The sequence below is a fragment of the Streptomyces marokkonensis genome, from assembly GCF_008312835.1.
GTDB lineage: Bacteria > Actinomycetota > Actinomycetes > Streptomycetales > Streptomycetaceae > Streptomyces > Streptomyces marokkonensis_A.
Window position 1 is genome coordinate 185,875 of sequence record NZ_VSKS01000016.1, and the last position, 16,187, is coordinate 202,061.

At 71.2% G+C, this 16,187-nt stretch carries 14 protein-coding genes and 1 pseudogene; 9 read left to right on the forward strand and 6 right to left on the reverse strand.

Annotated features, from left to right (window positions below; translation table 11 throughout):
- Positions 1 to 110 precede the first annotated feature (110 nt).
- From F1615_RS25460 to F1615_RS25480, 5 genes are all read left to right on the forward strand, one after another.
- Positions 111 to 620, forward strand: coding sequence for a pyridoxamine 5'-phosphate oxidase family protein (locus F1615_RS25460; protein WP_149551409.1), 510 nt, complete (start codon positions 111 to 113; stop codon positions 618 to 620).
- 61 nt (positions 621 to 681) lie between these two features.
- Positions 682 to 1,122 (forward strand): VOC family protein, encoded by a 441-nt coding sequence (locus F1615_RS25465; protein ID WP_149551410.1) that lies wholly within the window; start codon positions 682 to 684, stop codon positions 1,120 to 1,122.
- 202 nt (positions 1,123 to 1,324) lie between these two features.
- Positions 1,325 to 1,957, forward strand: a complete 633-nt coding sequence (locus F1615_RS25470; RefSeq protein ID WP_149551411.1) for a hypothetical protein — start codon at positions 1,325 to 1,327, stop codon at positions 1,955 to 1,957.
- Positions 1,958 to 1,967: 10 nt separating this feature from the next.
- Positions 1,968 to 2,387, forward strand: coding sequence for a phage holin family protein (locus F1615_RS25475; protein ID WP_244328834.1), 420 nt, complete (start codon positions 1,968 to 1,970; stop codon positions 2,385 to 2,387).
- Positions 2,363 to 3,061, forward strand: coding sequence for a DUF3618 domain-containing protein (locus F1615_RS25480; protein WP_149551413.1), 699 nt, complete (start codon positions 2,363 to 2,365; stop codon positions 3,059 to 3,061). Before F1615_RS25475 ends, F1615_RS25480 begins: the two co-directional genes overlap by 25 nt.
- Positions 3,062 to 3,220: 159 nt before the next feature.
- On the opposite strand, the gene F1615_RS25485 is transcribed toward F1615_RS25480, so the two are convergent.
- Positions 3,221 to 4,774 (reverse strand): pectate lyase family protein, encoded by a 1,554-nt coding sequence (locus tag F1615_RS25485; protein WP_149551414.1) that lies wholly within the window; start codon positions 4,772 to 4,774, stop codon positions 3,221 to 3,223.
- A 297-nt stretch (positions 4,775 to 5,071) separates the two neighbouring features.
- Between F1615_RS25485 and F1615_RS25490 the strand changes: the two genes are divergently transcribed.
- Entirely contained in the window at positions 5,072 to 5,629 is a 558-nt protein-coding gene (locus tag F1615_RS25490) for a DinB family protein (protein WP_149551415.1), read from the forward strand.
- 91 nt (positions 5,630 to 5,720) lie between these two features.
- Here F1615_RS25490 and F1615_RS25495 read toward each other — a convergent pair whose 3' ends face one another.
- Both F1615_RS25495 and F1615_RS25500 read right to left on the reverse strand, forming a co-directional pair.
- Positions 5,721 to 7,082, reverse strand: a complete 1,362-nt coding sequence (locus F1615_RS25495; protein WP_149551416.1) for a glutamine synthetase family protein — start codon at positions 7,080 to 7,082, stop codon at positions 5,721 to 5,723.
- 246 nt (positions 7,083 to 7,328) lie between these two features.
- The gene (locus F1615_RS25500; protein ID WP_149551417.1) at positions 7,329 to 7,772 is read right to left on the reverse strand and encodes an RrF2 family transcriptional regulator; all 444 of its coding nucleotides are present in this window, start codon (positions 7,770 to 7,772) and stop codon (positions 7,329 to 7,331) included.
- Between the two features lie 191 nt (positions 7,773 to 7,963).
- Between F1615_RS25500 and F1615_RS25505 the strand changes: the two genes are divergently transcribed.
- The 3 genes from F1615_RS25505 to F1615_RS25515 all read left to right on the forward strand — a co-directional run bounded on the left by F1615_RS25505 (position 7,964) and on the right by F1615_RS25515 (position 11,095).
- The gene (locus tag F1615_RS25505; RefSeq protein WP_149551418.1) at positions 7,964 to 8,629 is read left to right on the forward strand and encodes a DUF3105 domain-containing protein; all 666 of its coding nucleotides are present in this window, start codon (positions 7,964 to 7,966) and stop codon (positions 8,627 to 8,629) included.
- Entirely contained in the window at positions 8,626 to 9,249 is a 624-nt protein-coding gene (locus F1615_RS25510; protein ID WP_149551419.1) for a DUF305 domain-containing protein, read from the forward strand. The genes F1615_RS25505 and F1615_RS25510 overlap by 4 nt, the downstream gene beginning before the upstream one ends.
- 85 nt (positions 9,250 to 9,334) lie before the next feature.
- Complete coding sequence (locus F1615_RS25515; RefSeq protein ID WP_149551420.1) at positions 9,335 to 11,095, forward strand: NAD+ synthase; 1,761 nt, start codon at positions 9,335 to 9,337, stop codon at positions 11,093 to 11,095.
- 309 nt (positions 11,096 to 11,404) lie between these two features.
- On the opposite strand, the gene F1615_RS25525 is transcribed toward F1615_RS25515, so the two are convergent.
- From F1615_RS25525 to F1615_RS25535, 3 genes and pseudogenes are all read right to left on the reverse strand, one after another.
- A complete protein-coding gene (locus F1615_RS25525; RefSeq protein ID WP_149551421.1) occupies positions 11,405 to 12,457 on the reverse strand; it encodes an endonuclease/exonuclease/phosphatase family protein in 1,053 nt (350 codons plus the stop codon).
- A 798-nt stretch (positions 12,458 to 13,255) separates the two neighbouring features.
- Positions 13,256 to 14,476, reverse strand: a pseudogene (locus F1615_RS25530) (glycoside hydrolase family 64 protein); the annotation flags it as partial.
- 100 nt (positions 14,477 to 14,576) lie between these two features.
- A partial coding sequence (locus tag F1615_RS25535) for a fibronectin type III domain-containing protein (RefSeq protein ID WP_208818401.1) occupies positions 14,577 to 16,187 on the reverse strand: 1,611 nt, incomplete at its 5' end.

Below are 16,187 nucleotides of genomic sequence, written 5' to 3' on the forward strand. Positions count from 1 at the left end.
TATCCGCAGCGGGGACGCACGGCTCCGGGGAAATGGTCCGCGATGAGTTCCGGGGGCGGACGGGGTCTGATGCGGGAGCGCACACACGGCCCACCCGCGAGGGAGTTCTCATGAGCCAAACCCCCGAGACCCGTCTCGACCCCCGCTACAGCGACCCGGAGGCCGGCCCGCCGCCCTGGTCAGAGGTGCGGCGGCTGATCAGCGAGGCGGAACTGTTCTGGATCTCCACGGTCCGCCCCGACGGCCGCCCTCACGTCACCCCGCTCCCGGCCGTGTGGTCGGCGGACACGCTGCACTTCTGCACCGGGCCGGACGAGCGCAAGGCCCGCAACCTGGCGGAGAACCCGCACGTCGTGCTGACCACCGGCACCAACACCTGGAACAAGGGCTACGACGTGGTGGTGGAGGGCGAGGCCGTACGGGTCGCCGACGACGCGCGGCTGCGCGAGCTGGCGGCGGCGTGGGAGGCGAAGTACGGCAGTTTCTGGCACTTCGAGGTCGGCGACGGGCACTTCCACCACGGGCCGGGACGCGCCGTGGTGTTTTCGGTGGCGCCGCGCACCGTTTTCGGATTCGGTAAGGGAGAGCCGTTCAGCCAGACCAGGTGGCGGTTCGTCTGACGCCGGGCCGGCACACCGACGAAGTAGTCCTCATCCCCTTGAGCCAAGGAGTCCTCATCTCATGTTCATGACCCTAGAAGTGATCCCGCTGCCGGTGAGCGACATCGACCGGGCCAGGGACTTCTACCGGGACAAGGCCGGCTTCCACGTCGACATCGACGAGGAGGTGATGCCGGGCATGCGCATCGTCCAGCTCACCCCGCCGGGTTCCGGCTGCTCGATCGCGCTCGGCGACAGCCTCTGGGAATCGACCCCCGGGCCCACTCCGGCCCCCGGCTCCTACCAGGGGCTCCAGCTCGTCGTCGCCGACATCAAGGCGGCCCACGCCGACCTGGTCGAACGGGGCCTGGACGTCTCCGAGCCGGTCCAGTACGCCGAGGCCGACGGCGCCACCTTCATGTACTTCACGGACCCGGACGGCAACGGCTGGGCGGTGCAGGAGTACCGGAAGCGGGCGACGGAGCCGCTGCACAGGCTGCTGTCGGAGCAGGCGGAGGGGTAGCGGAAGCCTCCGGTCCCGGCCTCCTCCGCCACCCTCCACTCATCTCGTCACATACGTTCCTCTCCTTGCGTGTCAAACCATGACAAATGGCCACCCGGGTCGGGACGGACGGCCACGTGTGCGGCCGGGAGCGCGAGCTCCGGCCCACAACGGGTCACCGGGCACGGGCCGTACGCACACATCCGATGAGGGGAAGTCGCCGATGAGTGAGTCCGTACGTACCGGATCCGGGAGCACCGGGGAGAAGGTCAAGGCAGAGACCTCCGCGACGGCCGGTCAGGCCAGGCAGGCCGCCGGTCAGGTCGCGGGGACCGCGGCGGAACAGGCCCGGACCGTCGTGGGCGAGGCCCGGCAGCAGGCCGGCACGGTCATCGACGACCTGCGCAGCCGCGCGATCGAGGAGGCGGACGGTCAGACCAGGCGGGCGGCCGGCACGCTGCGGCAGTGGGCGGACGATTTCTCCGGCCTGGCCGCACACGCCGAGAACGACTCGCCCGCCCGGAGCCTGGCGGCCAGGGCGGGCGACAGGGGACAGCGGGCCGCCGACTATCTGGAGCGGCAGGGCGTCGAGGGCCTCGTCGCCGACCTGCAGGGCTTCGCCCGGCGCCGCCCCGGCGCGTTCCTCGGCGGCGCGCTGCTGGCCGGACTGGCCGTCGGACGCCTGGCGAAGGTGACGCAGTCGGCGTCCCGGGCCGACGGGGACGGACAGCGGCAGGCCACCGCGGCGCCGGTCGCCGAGCCCCTGCCTGCCGCTCCCCCGCCAGGGACGGCGCCGCCCGCGCCGTCCGCACCGCCGAGCCTCGGCACGTCGGGCCGCCCGTTCCCGGAGGCGTGAGATGGCCACGATGTCACCACTGTCCCGGGCCCGCTCACCCGAGCCGCAGGAGCAGGAGAGGTCCGCCGGTGAGCTGCTCTCCCGGGTGACCTCGGACCTCCAGGTCCTCTTCCGTCAGGAGGTGGAACTGGCCAAGGCCGAGATCAAGGAGGAGGGCGTCAAGGCGGGCAAGGCCGCCGCGATGTTCGGCGGTGCCGGGTTCGCCGGCTACATGGTCCTGCTGTTCCTGTCGCTGGCGGCCGTGTTCGGCCTGTCGAGTGTGATGGACGACGGCTGGGCCGCGCTGATCGTCGCCGCGCTGTGGGCCGTCGCCGCGGCCGTGCTGTACGTGAAGGGCCGCGCGAAGATGCGCACCGTCTCCCCGAAGCCCGAGCACACCGTTCAGACCCTGAAGGAGGACGCGGAATGGGCACGTCACCCGACCAAATGAGGGCCGAGATCGCGGACACTCGCAGCCGGCTGTCCGCGGACGTGGAGAGGCTCGCCGACCGGGCCAGCCCGCGCCGTATGGCCCGCCGCCGCAAGGCGAGGATGCGCCGCACGGTGTCGGGCGTCCGTGACCGCGTCATGGGCACCGCTTCGCACACGGCGCACGGCGTGGCCGGAAGCGCCCGGTCGGCGGCCGACTCGGCGCAGTCGGCGGCGGGCTCCGTGCAGGAGGGAACCGGACGTGCGGCGGACACGGCACGCGAGGCCGTCGGTCAGGCGGGGCAGACCGTCCAGCAGACGCCCGAGATGGCCCGCCGCCAGACCGAGGGCAACCCGATCGCCGCCGGCCTGGTCGCCTTCGGGGTCGGCCTGCTGGCCGCCTCGATGCTGCCCGCCTCCGAGAAGGAGCAGCAGAAGGCGTCCGAGCTGATGGAACGCGGCGCCGAGGCGCTGGAGCCCGTGAAGCAGGCCGCCACCGAGTCCGCGCAGCACCTGAAGGAAGACGCCAAGGAGGCCGCGCAGAGCGCGGCCGCCGAGGTGAAGGACACCGCGCAGCAGGCGGCCCGCACCACCCAGGACGAGGCCCGCGGCCAGGCGGGCCAGGTCACCGACCAGGCCCGCGACTCCGGACGCGGCCTCAAGGACGAGGCCCGGAACCGCTCCGGTCCCTCGTGAGACGGACGCGGTCGCCGAGGGCGTCGGCCGGCTCGACCGGAAAGGAGCCCTGCTTCGGGCCTGTGCGGCCGGGAGCAGGGCTCCTTTCCGTGCCGCCCGGAGACCCCGGAACCGACATCACCGGGCCGGGGGCCGCCGCCAGGACGGCCCCCGGGTGTGTCAGCTCGCGTACGTCTCGAACTCGGCGACCCTCGGGGTGCCGGACGAACCGGTGATCTCGAAGGTGATCTTCTTCAGCGAGGTCGGGGCGAAGCTGATGACACCCGCTCCGCTGCCGGAGGTCAGGACCGCGCCGGTGTCGTGGTTGATGACGCGGTAGGAGCCGATCGCGCCCGCGGCGCCCGACGCCTCACGGATGTTGATCTTGGAGACCGTGGTGGCCGTGCCCCACTTGACCGAGACGGAGCCCGTCGAGCCGGACGGCGACCAGTACGTGCTCATGCTGCCGTCGCGGACGTTTCCGTAGCTCGTGCCGTCGGCCTTGGAGGAACCGTCCGCGCCCGCGCCGAGGCTGAGGTTGGTGCCGGTGGGCGGGTCGGTCGGGTCCGGGTCGGTGGGGTCGGGGTCCGGGTCCGTCGGGCCGGGGTCGGTCGGGTCGGGGTTCTGCGGGGTGCAGCTGCCGTCGGAGACCTTCAGGCCCTTGTTGGCGCCGGCCGTCTGACTCACCACGCCCGGAACGCAGTTGGCCGCGTCGAGGGTGTACGCGTACGGGATGCTCACCGACGTGTTCGACGTCGGGTTCGGACCGGCCGGGTTGTGGTCGCCGCTGCGCGAGGACCAGGTCACGTTGTCGAAGATGTTGCCGCTGACCTGCCAGTAGCCGGCCGCGTCGGTGTAGAAGGTGCCGAGGACGTCCTTGGAGTCCTCGAAGTAGTTGTTGTCCACCTTCGCGCGGGCGCCGGCCCGGGAGTTGATGCCGGACTCGTTCAGGTTCTTGTAGTGGTTGTTGTAGATGTGCGAGACGCCGCCGCGCAGCAGGGGCGTACGGGAGTCGATGTTCTCGTACAGGTTGTGGTGGAACGTGACGTACCCGTTCGAGGTGTCGCTCTCGCTGGAGCCGATCAGGCCGCCGCGGCCCGAGTTGCGCAGGGTGCTGTAGGACAGGGTCACGTACTGGGTGTTGTCCTTCATGTCGAAGAGGCCGTCGAAGCCCTCCGACTCCCCGCCGGACGCCTCCAGCGTGGCGTGGTCGACCCAGACGTTGCGGACATCGCTCTCCATGCCGATGGCGTCTCCGCCGTTCGACGTGGGCGAGCCGGACTTCTTGACGTTCCGGACGGTCACGTTCTGGATGATGATGTTCCTGGACTCCCGGATGTGGATGCCCAGCTGGTCGAAGACGGCGCCGCTGCCGACGCCGACGATCGTGACGTTGCTGATCTGCTTGAGCTCGATCACGCCGGCCGCGGTGTTGCAGCTGCTGCCGGACACCTTGGCGGTGTTGCCGTGATTGATGGTGCCCTCGACCTGGATGGTGATCGGGGTGGAGCTGCTGGCGCGGCCGCACAGGGCCTGGTGGATCGCGGTGCCGGTGGTGGCACGGACCGTCTGGCCGCCCGCGCCGCCGGTGGTCCCGCCGTTCTGGGTCGCGTAGCCGGTGACGCCGCCGGTGGCCGCGGACGCGGTGGAGGTGGACAGGGCCACGCCGGTGGCGGCCGCGAGGGCGCCCGTGGCCAGTAAAGCGGAGAGTCGCACGGCGACTGATCGTCTCATTCTCGTTTGGCCTTTCATGCTCCGAGTTGCACGGGAACCGTCTGTCATGGGCATGACAGTCCGACCGATGAGAGGGGGCGGGGTGGGCCGGGCCCATCGGCGGGAAAGCGCTTTCTTTTGGTCTGCCGTCGACAGTAGGGGCACGCCCGAGCGACTGGCAAGGTTCCGTGCAGTTACGGAAGGCAGCCTTCCACTTCAGTGCGGTCCGCCGCCTCCGCGCGCTCTAGGACAGGATCTGTCCTCAATGGCTTCTAGCGTGGTCATCGACCGAGGGAAGAACCACGGAAGGCGGAGACCATGACTGTCGACGAGCGGACCACCCAGGAAGCGGCCGGAGCCCCGGCCCTCACCGGCGAGCGCGCCGACCTGCTGGAGGTGCTGGCCAAGCACCGGCACTTCCTGCGCCTCACCACCCGCGACCTCACGGACGAGCAGGCCGGCCTGCGGACCACCGCCAGTGAGCTCTGCCTGGGCGGTCTGATCAAGCACGTCACCTCGACCGAGCGGAACTGGGTGGACTTCATCCTGCGCGGCCCCTCGGCCATGGGGGACTTCACCGCCATGACCGAGGCCGACTGGGCCCGGCGGGCCGACGAGTTCCGGATGCTCCCCGGTGACACGCTGGCCGGTGTGCTGGCCGAGTACGCGGACGTGGCCCGCCGGACCGACGACCTGGTCGCCACCCTGCCCGACCTGGATGCCGCGTGGCCGCTGCCGAAGGCCCCGTGGTTCGAGGCCGAGGTGCAGTGGTCGGCCCGCAGGGTGCTGATGCACATCGCCCTCGAGACCGCCCAGCACGCAGGCCACGCCGACATCATCCGTGAGTCGCTGGACGGCGCGAAGAGCATGGGCTGACAGCCGGGGGCGGACCGAGCGGGGGCGTCCGCGGACCGGGGCGAGGTCCACGGCCATCGGCCCCGTCCGGCCGGACGCTTCTTGTCCGGAGCTACAGCACCGGCAGGTTCTTGCGGAGCTCGAAGGCCGTGACCTCGGAGCGGTACTCCTCCCACTCCTGCTTCTTGTTGCGCAGGAAGAAGTCGAAGACGTGCTCGCCGAGGGTCTCGGCGGCCAGGTCGCTGCGCTGCATCAGGGCCAGGGCCTCGCCCAGGTTCTGCGGCAGGGGCTCGATGCCGAGCGCGCGGCGCTCGGCGTCGGAGAGGGCCCAGACGTCGTCCTCGGCGCCCGGCGGGAGCTCGTAGCCCTCCTCGATTCCCTTCAGGCCGGCGGCCAGGAGCAGGGCGTAGGCGAGGTAGGGGTTGGCGCCGGAGTCGAGGGAGCGGACCTCCACGCGGGCCGAGCCGGTCTTGCCGGGCTTGTACATCGGCACCCGCACCAGGGCCGAGCGGTTGTTGTGGCCCCAGCAGATGTACGACGGGGCCTCGCCGCCGGCGCCGGCCGTGCGCTCCGTGCCGCCCCAGATGCGCTTGTAGGAGTTGACCCACTGGTTGGTGACCGCGGAGATCTCCGCCGCGTGCCGCAGCAGGCCCGCGATGAAGGAGCGGCCGACCTTGGAGAGCTGGTACTCGGAGCCGGACTCGTAGAAGGCGTTGCGGTCGCCCTCGAAGAGGGAGAGGTGGGTGTGCATGCCGGAGCCCGGATACTCGGAGAAGGGCTTGGGCATGAAGGTCGCCTGTACGCCCTGCTCCAGCGCCACCTGCTTCATGACCAGGCGGAACGTCATGATGTTGTCCGCCGTGGAGAGCGCGTCCGCGTAACGGAGGTCGATCTCCTGCTGGCCGGGGGCGCCCTCGTGGTGGGAGAACTCCACCGAGATGCCCATCGACTCCAGCATGGTGATCGCCTGGCGGCGGAAGTCCATGCCGACGTTCTGCGGGGTGTGGTCGAAGTAGCCGGAGTTGTCCGCGGGGGTCGGGCGGCTGCCGTCGAGCGGCTTGTCCTTCAGCAGGAAGAACTCGATCTCCGGATGGGTGTAGAAGGTGAAGCCCAGGTCGGAGGTGCGGGCCAGGGCGCGCTTGAGGACGTAGCGCGGGTCCGCGAAGGACGGGGAGCCGTCCGGCATGAGGATGTCGCAGAACATGCGGGCCGTGCCGGGGGCCTCGGCGCGCCAGGGGAGGATCTGGAACGTCGACGGGTCCGGCTTGGCGATCATGTCGGACTCGTGCACCCGGGCGAAGCCCTCGATGGCCGAGCCGTCGAAACCGATCCCCTCATCGAACGCCTGCTCGAGTTCGGCGGGGGCGACGGCCACGGACTTGAGGAAGCCCAGCACGTCGGTGAACCACAGGCGCACGAACCGGATGTCGCGCTCCTCCAACGTCCGGAGCACGAACTCCTGCTGCTTGTCCATCTTCCGCTTCCCCATTCTTGCCGGTCAGGCCGCCTGTCCGCGCCCGCGCCCCGGAAAGCGGGCGGGCTACCGAGCGGGCACACGGGCATCCCACCACACCAGCGTTTCATACGCGTTGCCGGCCTTGATCGGCCGACTGGCCGTGGCTTGAACGCCCCGCTCACGACAGGTGTACCGCTCTGGTGCCCATCTTGCCTGTTCGGACCCGCCCGCGTAACGGGCGGCCCCGCGTCCGTCACGGCCGGCTCATAGCCGCGGGGAGATGCCCAGCAGGAGGGAGCCGGTCGGGTCGACGACGATGTCCGCCACCGTGATCGGGTCCAGCGTGGCGTAGAACGCCTCCTGGGCCCGGCGCAGGGCGCCGCGCAGCCGGCAGGCGGAGCTCAGCGGGCAGGGGGCCGAGGTGGCCGTGCCCTCGCAGTCGACGACGTCCCCCTCACCCTCGAAGGCCCGGACGAGGGCGCCCACCGAGGCGGTGCGACCCTCCTCCGTGAGCGCCAGGCCGCCTCCCCTGCCGCGCCGGGCCGTGAGCAGGCCCATGTGCTGGAGTTCGGCGACGACCTTCGCGGCGTGGGTGTACGGCACGTCCATGGCCGTCGAGATGTCCCGCGTCGTCGGGTTGGAGTCGCCGGTCACGGCGAGGCGCATGAGGACCCGGAGAGCCAGGTCGGTGGAGCGCAGGAGCCGCATACCAGGCAGCGTAGGTAATCGGCATTCCCGGTTCAAATTATTCGGGGTGGAGGATGTGTGGGGGTGGTGTGCGCGGCGGCGTTCCGGGCCGGTTCGCTTCCGGTCGGATGTCCGCGCCCTCTACGACCCGTCGCGCCTTCACCCTTACGATCAGCTCACCCGATCGTCCCACTCCCCCGAAGGACACTCCCATGGGCTCCGCCAAGAAGAGCAGCTCGGCACGCACGGCACGCATAGAGGAGATGCGGCGCGCCGAGCAGGCCCGCGAGCGCCGCGTACGGATCCTCACGATCGCCGCCAGTGTGGTGGTCGTCGCCGGGCTCGTCGTCGGCGGTGTGGTGCTCGTCCAGTCGCAGTCGGACGACGACGGCGGCAGCGCGGCAGGTGACGCGAAGAACGCGGGCAAGTTCGTCACCGGCAAGGACGGCGTGCGGACGTGGGAGGGCACGCTGGGGCGCAACCACGTGACCAAGACCGTGGACTACCCCGTCACACCCCCCGTGGGCGGTGACCACAACCCCGCCTGGATGAACTGCAACGGCGACGTCTACACCGACGAGATCAACAACACCAACGCCGTGCACTCGCTGGAGCACGGGGCCGTGTGGGTGACGTACAACGCCGCCGCCGGCAAGGCCGACGTCGACGCGCTCGCCGCGAAGGTGAAGAAGACGCCGTACACGCTGATGAGCCCGGTCGACGGGCAGAAGGAGCCGATCCTGCTGACCGCCTGGGGGCACCAGCGGACGGTGACGGGCGCGGAGGATCCGAACGTGGACGCGTTCCTCGAGAAGTTCGTCCAGGGCCGGCAGACGCCCGAGCCGGGGGCCGCCTGCACCAACGGGTTGTCCGAGTGAGGCAGCTGGGGCTGATCGCGGGAGCCGCGGCGACCGTCCTCGTCGCGGCCGGGGCGATCACGTACGCGGTGGCCGGGGACGAGGGGCCGTCGGACGCCGTGCCGTCCGCGGACTCCGCGGACGCCGGGTTCGCCCGGGACATGGCCGTGCATCATCAGCAGGCCGTCGAGATGTCGTACATCGTGCGGGACCGGACGGACGACGAGGAGGTCCGGCGGCTCGCCTACGACATCGCCCAGACGCAGGCCAACCAGCGGGGCATGCTGCTGGGCTGGCTCGATCTGTGGGAGCTGCCCAAGGTGTCCGCGGATCCGCCCATGACCTGGATGGGGATGGGCGACGCGGCCTCCGGCAAGGACGGGGCGCTGATGCCGGGGATGGCGACGAACGGCGAGATGAAGCGGCTGGGGTCGCTGGACGGGAAGCAGGCCGAGGTGTTCTACCTGCAGCTCATGACCGACCACCACAAGGGTGGGGTGCACATGGCGCAGGGGTGTGTGCGTGCGTGCGAGGTGGGCGTCGAGAAGCGGCTCGCGCGGGGGATGGTGGAGGCGCAGGAGTCGGAGATCGAGCTGATGGCGGGGATGCTGAAGGAGCGGGGGGCGGCGGGGCGGGAGTAGGGCCGGGCGGGAGTGGGGGCGGGGGCGGGGCCCGTCGTCCAGGGCTCCGGGACATCGTGTCGTTTTGACGATTACACTGGGCCGCGTGCCTCAACTACGTCTCGCCCTGAACCAGATCGACTCGCGCGTCGGCGACCTCGCCGGCAACGCCGAAACGATTGTCCGCTGGACCCGGCACTCCGCCGAACAGGGAGCGCACCTCGTCGCGTTCCCGGAGATGGTGCTGACCGGGTACCCCGTCGAGGACCTCGCCCTGCGGTCGTCCTTCGTGGAGGCGTCGCGGGCCGCGCTGCGCTCGCTGGCCGCGCGGCTCGCCGAGGAGGGGTTCGGGGACCTTCCGGTGGTCGTCGGGTACCTCGACCGCAGCGCCGCCGCCCAGCCGAAGTACGGGCAGCCGGCCGGTGCGCCGCGGAACGCGGGCGCCGTGCTGTACGGGGGTGAGGTGGTGCTGAGCTACGCCAAGCACCACCTGCCGAACTACGGCGTCTTCGACGAGTTCCGGTACTTCGTGCCCGGCGACACCATGCCGGTGGTGCGGGTGCGGGGTGTGGACGTCGCCCTCGCCATCTGCGAGGACCTGTGGCAGGACGGGGGTCGGGTACCGGCGGCGCGGTCGGCGCGGGCCGGGCTGCTCCTGTCGATCAACGCCTCGCCGTACGAGCGGGACAAGGACGACACCCGGCTGGAGCTCGTGCGCAAGCGGGCGCAGGAGGCCGGGTGCACGACCGCGTACCTCGCGACGACGGGCGGGCAGGACGAGCTGGTCTTCGACGGGGACTCGATCGTCGTGGACCGTGACGGTGCGGTGGTGGCGCGGGCGCCGCAGTTCGCCGAGGCGTGTGTGGTGGTCGATCTCGAGCTGCCTGCCGCGGCGGCCGACGCGCCGGTGGGGGTGGTGGACGACGGGCTGCGGATCGACCGGGTGGTGCTGTCGGAGGAGCCGGTGCCCGCGTACGACGCCGAGCCCGCCGGGGGGTACGCCGAGCGGCTCGACGACGACGAGGAGGTGTACTCCGCGCTGGTGGTCGGGCTGCGGGCGTACGTCGAGAAGAACGGGTTCCGGTCCGTGCTGATCGGCCTGTCCGGGGGGATCGACTCGGCGCTGGTCGCCGCGATCGCCTGTGACGCGGTGGGCGCGGAGAACGTGTACGGCGTCTCCATGCCGTCGAAGTACTCGTCGGAGCACTCGAAGGACGACGCGGCGGAGCTCGCGCGGCGGACCGGGCTGAACTACCGGACCGTCGCCATCGAGCCGATGTTCGACGCGTACATGGGGGCGCTGGGGCTGACGGGGCTGGCGGAGGAGAATCTGCAGTCGCGGCTGCGGGGGACGCTGCTGATGGCGATCTCCAACCAGGAGGGGCACATCGTGCTGGCGCCGGGCAACAAGTCGGAGCTGGCGGTGGGGTACTCCACGCTGTACGGGGACTCGGTCGGGGCGTACGGGCCGATCAAGGACGTGTACAAGACCGTGGTGTTCCGGCTGGCCCGGTGGCGCAACCGGGCCGCGGTGGAGCGGGGGCAGACGCCGCCGATTCCGGAGAACTCGATCGCGAAGCCGCCGAGCGCGGAGTTGCGGCCGGGGCAGGTGGACACGGACTCGCTGCCGGACTATCCGGTGCTGGACGCGATCCTGGCGCTGTACGTGGACCGGGACCTGGGGGCCGACGAGATCGTCGCGGCTGGGTTCGACGCGGAGCTGGTGACGAGGACGCTGCGGATGGTGGACCGGGCGGAGTACAAGCGGCGGCAGTATCCGCCGGGCACGAAGATCTCGCCGAAGGGCTTCGGCAAGGACCGGCGACTGCCGATCACCAACGGCTGGCGCGAGGGAGCGGACGTCTGACGCCTGCGGCGCAGCGGGCTGTGCGGTGGGGGTGCGCGGAGCGGCTGCGGCCGGTGGGTGGGTCGGGGTCGGGTCGGGGGTATCCGTCCTCGGACTGGCGCGACCGGGTCGCCCGGTGGAGGTGCGGGGTGCTTGTTCGCACCAGCCGCTGCGGGCGCACACCCCCGCCCCGCCCCCTCCGCGCCGTAGGCCCCCGCCGGCCACTCCGCCACCCCGCGCGGCTGTCCCACGCCCACCGCGCCCCGCGCCTCGCGCCGTACGCCGCTGCCCCACACCCACCGCGGCCCGGCCCGTGCGTGAGGGCCGGTTTCAGTCGGTCTGTGGGGTGATCTTCACCCGGGCTGCGATGGGGAGGTGGTCGCTTGCTGTGGGGGGGAGGGTCCAGGACGCTTCCGGTTCGGCGCCCTTGACCAGGATCTGGTCGATCCGTGCCATCGGGAACGACGCCGGCCAGCTGAAGCCGAACCCGCTGCCCGCGGCGCCCTGGGTGGAGCGCATCTGCGAGGTGACCGCGTTCAGGGCGCGGTCGTTCATCGTGCCGTTCAGGTCGCCGAGCAGCACGACGTTCGGCAGCCGCTCGCCGGCGATGGCCTCGCCCAGGGCGTCGGCGCTCTTGTCGCGCTGACGGGCCGTGAACCCGGCCTCCAGTTTGACGCGGACCGAGGGCAGGTGGGCGACGTAGACCGCGACCCGGCCGGCGGGTGCGGTCACCGTGGCGCGCATCGCGCGCTTCCAGCCCAGGCGGATGTCCACCGCCCTCACGTCGCTCAGCGGGTGCTTGCTCCACAGGCCGACGGTTCCCACGACCGAGTGGTACTTGTACGTCGGGGCCAGCGCCGACTCGTAGACCGGGACCTGTGACGCCTTCAGTTCCTCGAGGGCCAGGACGTCCGCACCCGAGGCGGCCACGTCACGGGCCGTGCGGGACGGGTCCGGGTTGTCGGCGTTGACGTTGTGGGTGGCCACCGTCAGATCGCCGCCGGTGGCGTTCTTGTCGGTGAGCAGGCCGCCGAAGAGGTTCAGCCAGACGGCCGCGGGCAGGACCGTCGCGATCAGTGCCGTCGCCGACTTGCGGACCAGGGCGAGGACGAGCAGCACCGGGATGATCAGGCCCAGCCAGGGCAGGAACGTCTCGACCAGGCTGCCCAGGTTGCCGATCGCGTTGGGGATCTGCGCGTGGGCCAGCATGACCAGGGCCAGCAGGCCCGCGCACGCCGCCAGGAACAGTCCCCGGCGCCAGATGCGGCGGTCACCGCGCCAGCCTCTGCTGACGCGGTGCCACAGGCGCCGAAGCCGGGAAGCCGGCAGCTCGGGCCCCGAGCCTCCGTTGTCCGTCTCCGTCATGTACGCCTGCTGCGCCATACCGTCGCCTCACAACCTGCCGTGCACACCGTCGCCCCCGTGTCCGTAAGACCCTAGGGGATGATCGGTTTCCGTTCCTGCCGCCCCTCGGCGGCCGTACGAGGGCGATGACGCCCGGCGGCGCCCGGGGAGTTCCGGGTGGGGAGGGTGAAAGTGCCGTGTGTGACGAAACGCGCACGGCGGGGCTCGGCGCCCTCCCCACCGCACCGCCTAGAACGGAACCTTGAGGACGGAACCCGAGCCGACACCGAGGGAGGCCGTGCCGGTGCCGATGGCGTTCCACACCTCGACCCGGACCGTTCCCCCGGACATGTCGCCGAGGGTCCCGGTGGCGGAGTGCAGCCCGGCGCGTGAGCCCCGGTACTCCTCGTACCCCGGGACCGGGTCGGTGGCGAAGTAGCGGAAGGTCTCCACCCGTTCGAACGTGCCGTCGCCGGTCAGGTCGTACGACACCCGGGCCTGCTGGCCGAGTCCGACGTGCGTCCCGGCGTCCGTGCGGAAGCCGAAGTCCGTCGCGCGCGTGGGGTCGTGGTCACCGACCACGTCGTGCGCCTCGTAGACGAGCGGCTCGTACGGCTGTCCGTCGTGGTTGGTCCCGTCGGCGGAGGGGATGGTGTCAGCACTCGCTTCGGCCGCCGCCCGGGTGCTCAACTCGCCACCGGAGTGGAGGAAGAAGGTGTCGCCGGTGGGAGGGAGTGTCGGTGTCACGGTCGGGGTCGGCTCCCCGGTTCCGGGATCGCTCGGGGACGGCGACGGCCCGTCGGTGGGGGTGGGTGTCGGGGTCGGGCCGGAGCCGCCCGACAGCGGGTCGAGGGTCACGTAGGCGTGCCGCGGGTCGCCGTCGTGGACCAGCGACTCGTGGGCGCCGACGTCGTCGAAGGCGAAGGCGTACGCCTTGCCGTCGGCCATGCGCTCGTGGATCTCGCGCGCGTAGTGGTTGGTGACCGCGTCCCGGTAGAAGTCGGCGGACGAGGAGTCCGGCTGCTGGGAGTTGGACAGCAGGGTCGAACGGTTCAGAGCCGCGCACAGCGTGCGGGAGAGCGGGCCGCGCACCATGTCGTTGGGCGCGTCCAGGAGCTTGTAGCAGCCGTAGACGCTGTCGGAGTCCGGCTTGGCGAAGGACGTGGCGAGCGCACCGGACCCGTCGGTGAAGTTCATCCTGTCGCCCGAGACCCGGCCGTGGTACTTGATGTCGGGGCGGTAGGAGAACGGTGTCACCGTCAGTGTCTCGGTGCTGTACTTCTGCCAGACGCGGTCGATGTAGTCCTTCAGGGAGTCCTGCAGCGGGGCGCCCGCCTCGATGCCGTGGCTGGGGGCGAGGGCGCGCAGGACGGTGCCGTCGGCCCGCCGGTGGATCAGCTTCTCCCAGCCGCCGCCGCGTTCCTCCAGCGCGTCGAAGAAGTCCTGGTAACCGCCCGGCTTCAGGTGGCCGGTGGTGGCGACCGATCCGTCGGGGCGCTTCACGCCCACGGCGTACGGGGCGGAGAACATGTCGACCTGTGTGCTGTTCAGCCACAGCCCCGAGTCGTTCAGCGTGTACTCGGACCAGTTGAAGAGGATGTCGCGGTTGGGGTCGGCCGGGTTCTGCACGGCGGGCTGCACCAGGCCGCCGGTGGCCAGCCTGAAGTCCAGCTTCTCACCGTAGGAGAAGTAGAGCCGGCCGGAGAACTTGGGCAGCCTGATCGTCATGGACTCGCCGTCGGCGGGGCCGGCGAAGGACGCGTCCGGCGCCGGGACGGGCGGGACGCTGCCGCCCGGCCAGGGATGGAAGGTGCCGTCCGCGTCGGCCCAGCCCTGGCGCCCCGTGGACAGTTCGGTGCCGAGGTTGTACAGGTGGATCTGCTCGCCGGTGCCGGAGTTGTTGGTCAGGGTCAGCGGAATGGTGTCCGGCACCGCCGCCTCGGCACGGGACACCGCGCCGGTGCCGACGACGCCGGCGGTCGCCAGTACCGCCGCCGCGGCCGCCAGGGCGAGGACCCGGGGGCCGGGACGGAACCGGCCCGTTCTTGTCCTGGACATGCGCGTCCTCCTGAGAGACACGTGGGGAGGCACCGGGGGTGCCGTTGGCTGCGCCGGCCCGGCCGGTGGGACGGACCCACCGGCCGGGCCGGGTGTCCCGTCAGGCGAACGGGATGGTGAGGACGGAGCCCGCGCCCACCTGGAGGGTGGAGGGGCCGTTACCCAGGGCGCTCCAGACCTCGACGCGGACGGTGCCGCCGTCCAGGTCGCCCAGGGTGCCCGAGGCGGAGTGCAGACCCTGCCGTGCCGAGGAGTACTCCTCCCAGCCGGGTACCGGGTCGGTGGCGAAGTAGCGGAACGTCTCGACGCGGTCGAACGTGCCGTCGCCGGTCAGGTCGTACGAGACCCGGGCCTGCTGGGCGTGGCCGACGGAGGTGCCCGCGTCCACCTTGAACGTGAAGGCGGTTGAGGAGCCCGCCTTCACGGTGCCGTTGACGTTCTCGACCTCGTAGACGAGCGGGTTCTTCGGGGTTCCGTCGTTGTTGGTGCCTCCGGCGGAGGGGATGGTGTCGGAGGCACCGGTCGCGGCCGCCTCGGTGGCGAGTCCACCGCCCGGCTGCGGGTAGAAGGTGTCGCCCGTGACCGGCGGGTCGCCGGCCGTGGTCACCTTCAGCGTGCCGCTCGCCGGGCCGGCCTGGCCGGCCGTGTCGCGGGCCTTGACGCTGTAGGAGTACTCGGTGCCGGCCGTCAGTCCGGTGTCGGTGTGCGTGGTGCCGGTGACGGTGGCGACCTTGGTGGTGCCGCGGAAGACGTCGTAGTCCTTGACGCCCTTGTCGTCGGTCGCCGCCTCCCAGGTCAGCTCGACGGAGGTGCTGGTGACCTCGCCGGCGACCGGGGTGCCGGGCGCGCCGGGCGGCTGGTCACGCGTGCCGGTGGTGGTGACGGTCACGGTGCCGCTGGGCGGGCCGACCTGGCTGGAGGTGTCACGGGCCCGGACCTTGTAGGTGTACTCGGTTCCCGAGGCCAGCCCGGTGTCCGTGTAGGTGGTGCCGGTGACGGTGGCGACCTTGTCGTCGCCGCGGTAGACGTCGTAGTCCTTGATGCCGAGGTCGTCGGTCGCCGCCTCCCAGGTCAGCTCGACGGAGTCGTCGGTGATGTCGCCGGCGACCGGGGTGCCGGGCGCGCTGGGCCTGTCGTCACCGGGGGCGCCGCACAGCGTGTCGAGCTCGGTGTCGTCGCCCGCTCCGGACGCGGTGGACTTCGCCGGGACGTTCAGCACTCCGCCGTCGGAGAAGATCACCGAGCACTCCTCGGCGCCGTAGTTGTGCGCGGCGTAGGTCCTGGTGCCGTTCTTGTCGAAGGCGGTGGCCGTCGGGGTGTTGGCCGTGACGGTCATGTCCGGGGCGCCGATGGAGTTCATCGTGGCGACCCAGTGGTAGGTGTGGGCCTTGGTCTCGCCGGCCTCGGGGACGTACCCGCCGTTGTACTGGTTCCAGTACTGCATGGCCTTGGCCGGGTCGTAGAGGGCCTGGACCTGCCAGAAGATGTCCTTCCACTCGACGGCCGGTCCGCCGTTCTCCTTCTCCATCTCGGTCACGCTGCGGCGCAGCATCTCCTTCTCGCGCGCCAGGTGCAGCGAACCACCGGTCATAGGGAGGAAGTTGATGCCGTGGATCTCCTCGGGGTTGGCGGTCCACCAGGTGGCGTAGGCGCCGCCGCTGCTCCACACCATGCCCACGACGTCGTGGGTGAAGTCCTCGGGGTAGACCTG

Bases quoted from the DNA above. Each gene is read 5' to 3' on its own strand.
- F1615_RS25500 (WP_149551417.1), bottom strand. From the start codon at position 7,772: ATGCGGCTCCTGCGCTCCACCGACCTGGCTCTCCGGGTCCTCATGCGC.
- F1615_RS25460 (WP_149551409.1), top strand. From the start codon at position 111: ATGAGCCAAACCCCCGAGACCCGTCTCGACCCCCGCTACAGCGACCCG.
- F1615_RS25505 (WP_149551418.1), top strand. From the start codon at position 7,964: ATGGGCTCCGCCAAGAAGAGCAGCTCGGCACGCACGGCACGCATAGAG.
- F1615_RS25480 (WP_149551413.1), top strand. From the start codon at position 2,363: ATGGGCACGTCACCCGACCAAATGAGGGCCGAGATCGCGGACACTCGC.
- F1615_RS25495 (WP_149551416.1), bottom strand. From the start codon at position 7,082: ATGGACAAGCAGCAGGAGTTCGTGCTCCGGACGTTGGAGGAGCGCGAC.
- F1615_RS25525 (WP_149551421.1), bottom strand. From the start codon at position 12,457: ATGGCGCAGCAGGCGTACATGACGGAGACGGACAACGGAGGCTCGGGG.
- F1615_RS25490 (WP_149551415.1), top strand. From the start codon at position 5,072: ATGACTGTCGACGAGCGGACCACCCAGGAAGCGGCCGGAGCCCCGGCC.
- F1615_RS25465 (WP_149551410.1), top strand. From the start codon at position 682: ATGTTCATGACCCTAGAAGTGATCCCGCTGCCGGTGAGCGACATCGAC.
- F1615_RS25470 (WP_149551411.1), top strand. From the start codon at position 1,325: ATGAGTGAGTCCGTACGTACCGGATCCGGGAGCACCGGGGAGAAGGTC.
- F1615_RS25485 (WP_149551414.1), bottom strand. From the start codon at position 4,774: ATGAGACGATCAGTCGCCGTGCGACTCTCCGCTTTACTGGCCACGGGC.
- F1615_RS25475 (WP_244328834.1), top strand. From the start codon at position 1,968: ATGTCACCACTGTCCCGGGCCCGCTCACCCGAGCCGCAGGAGCAGGAG.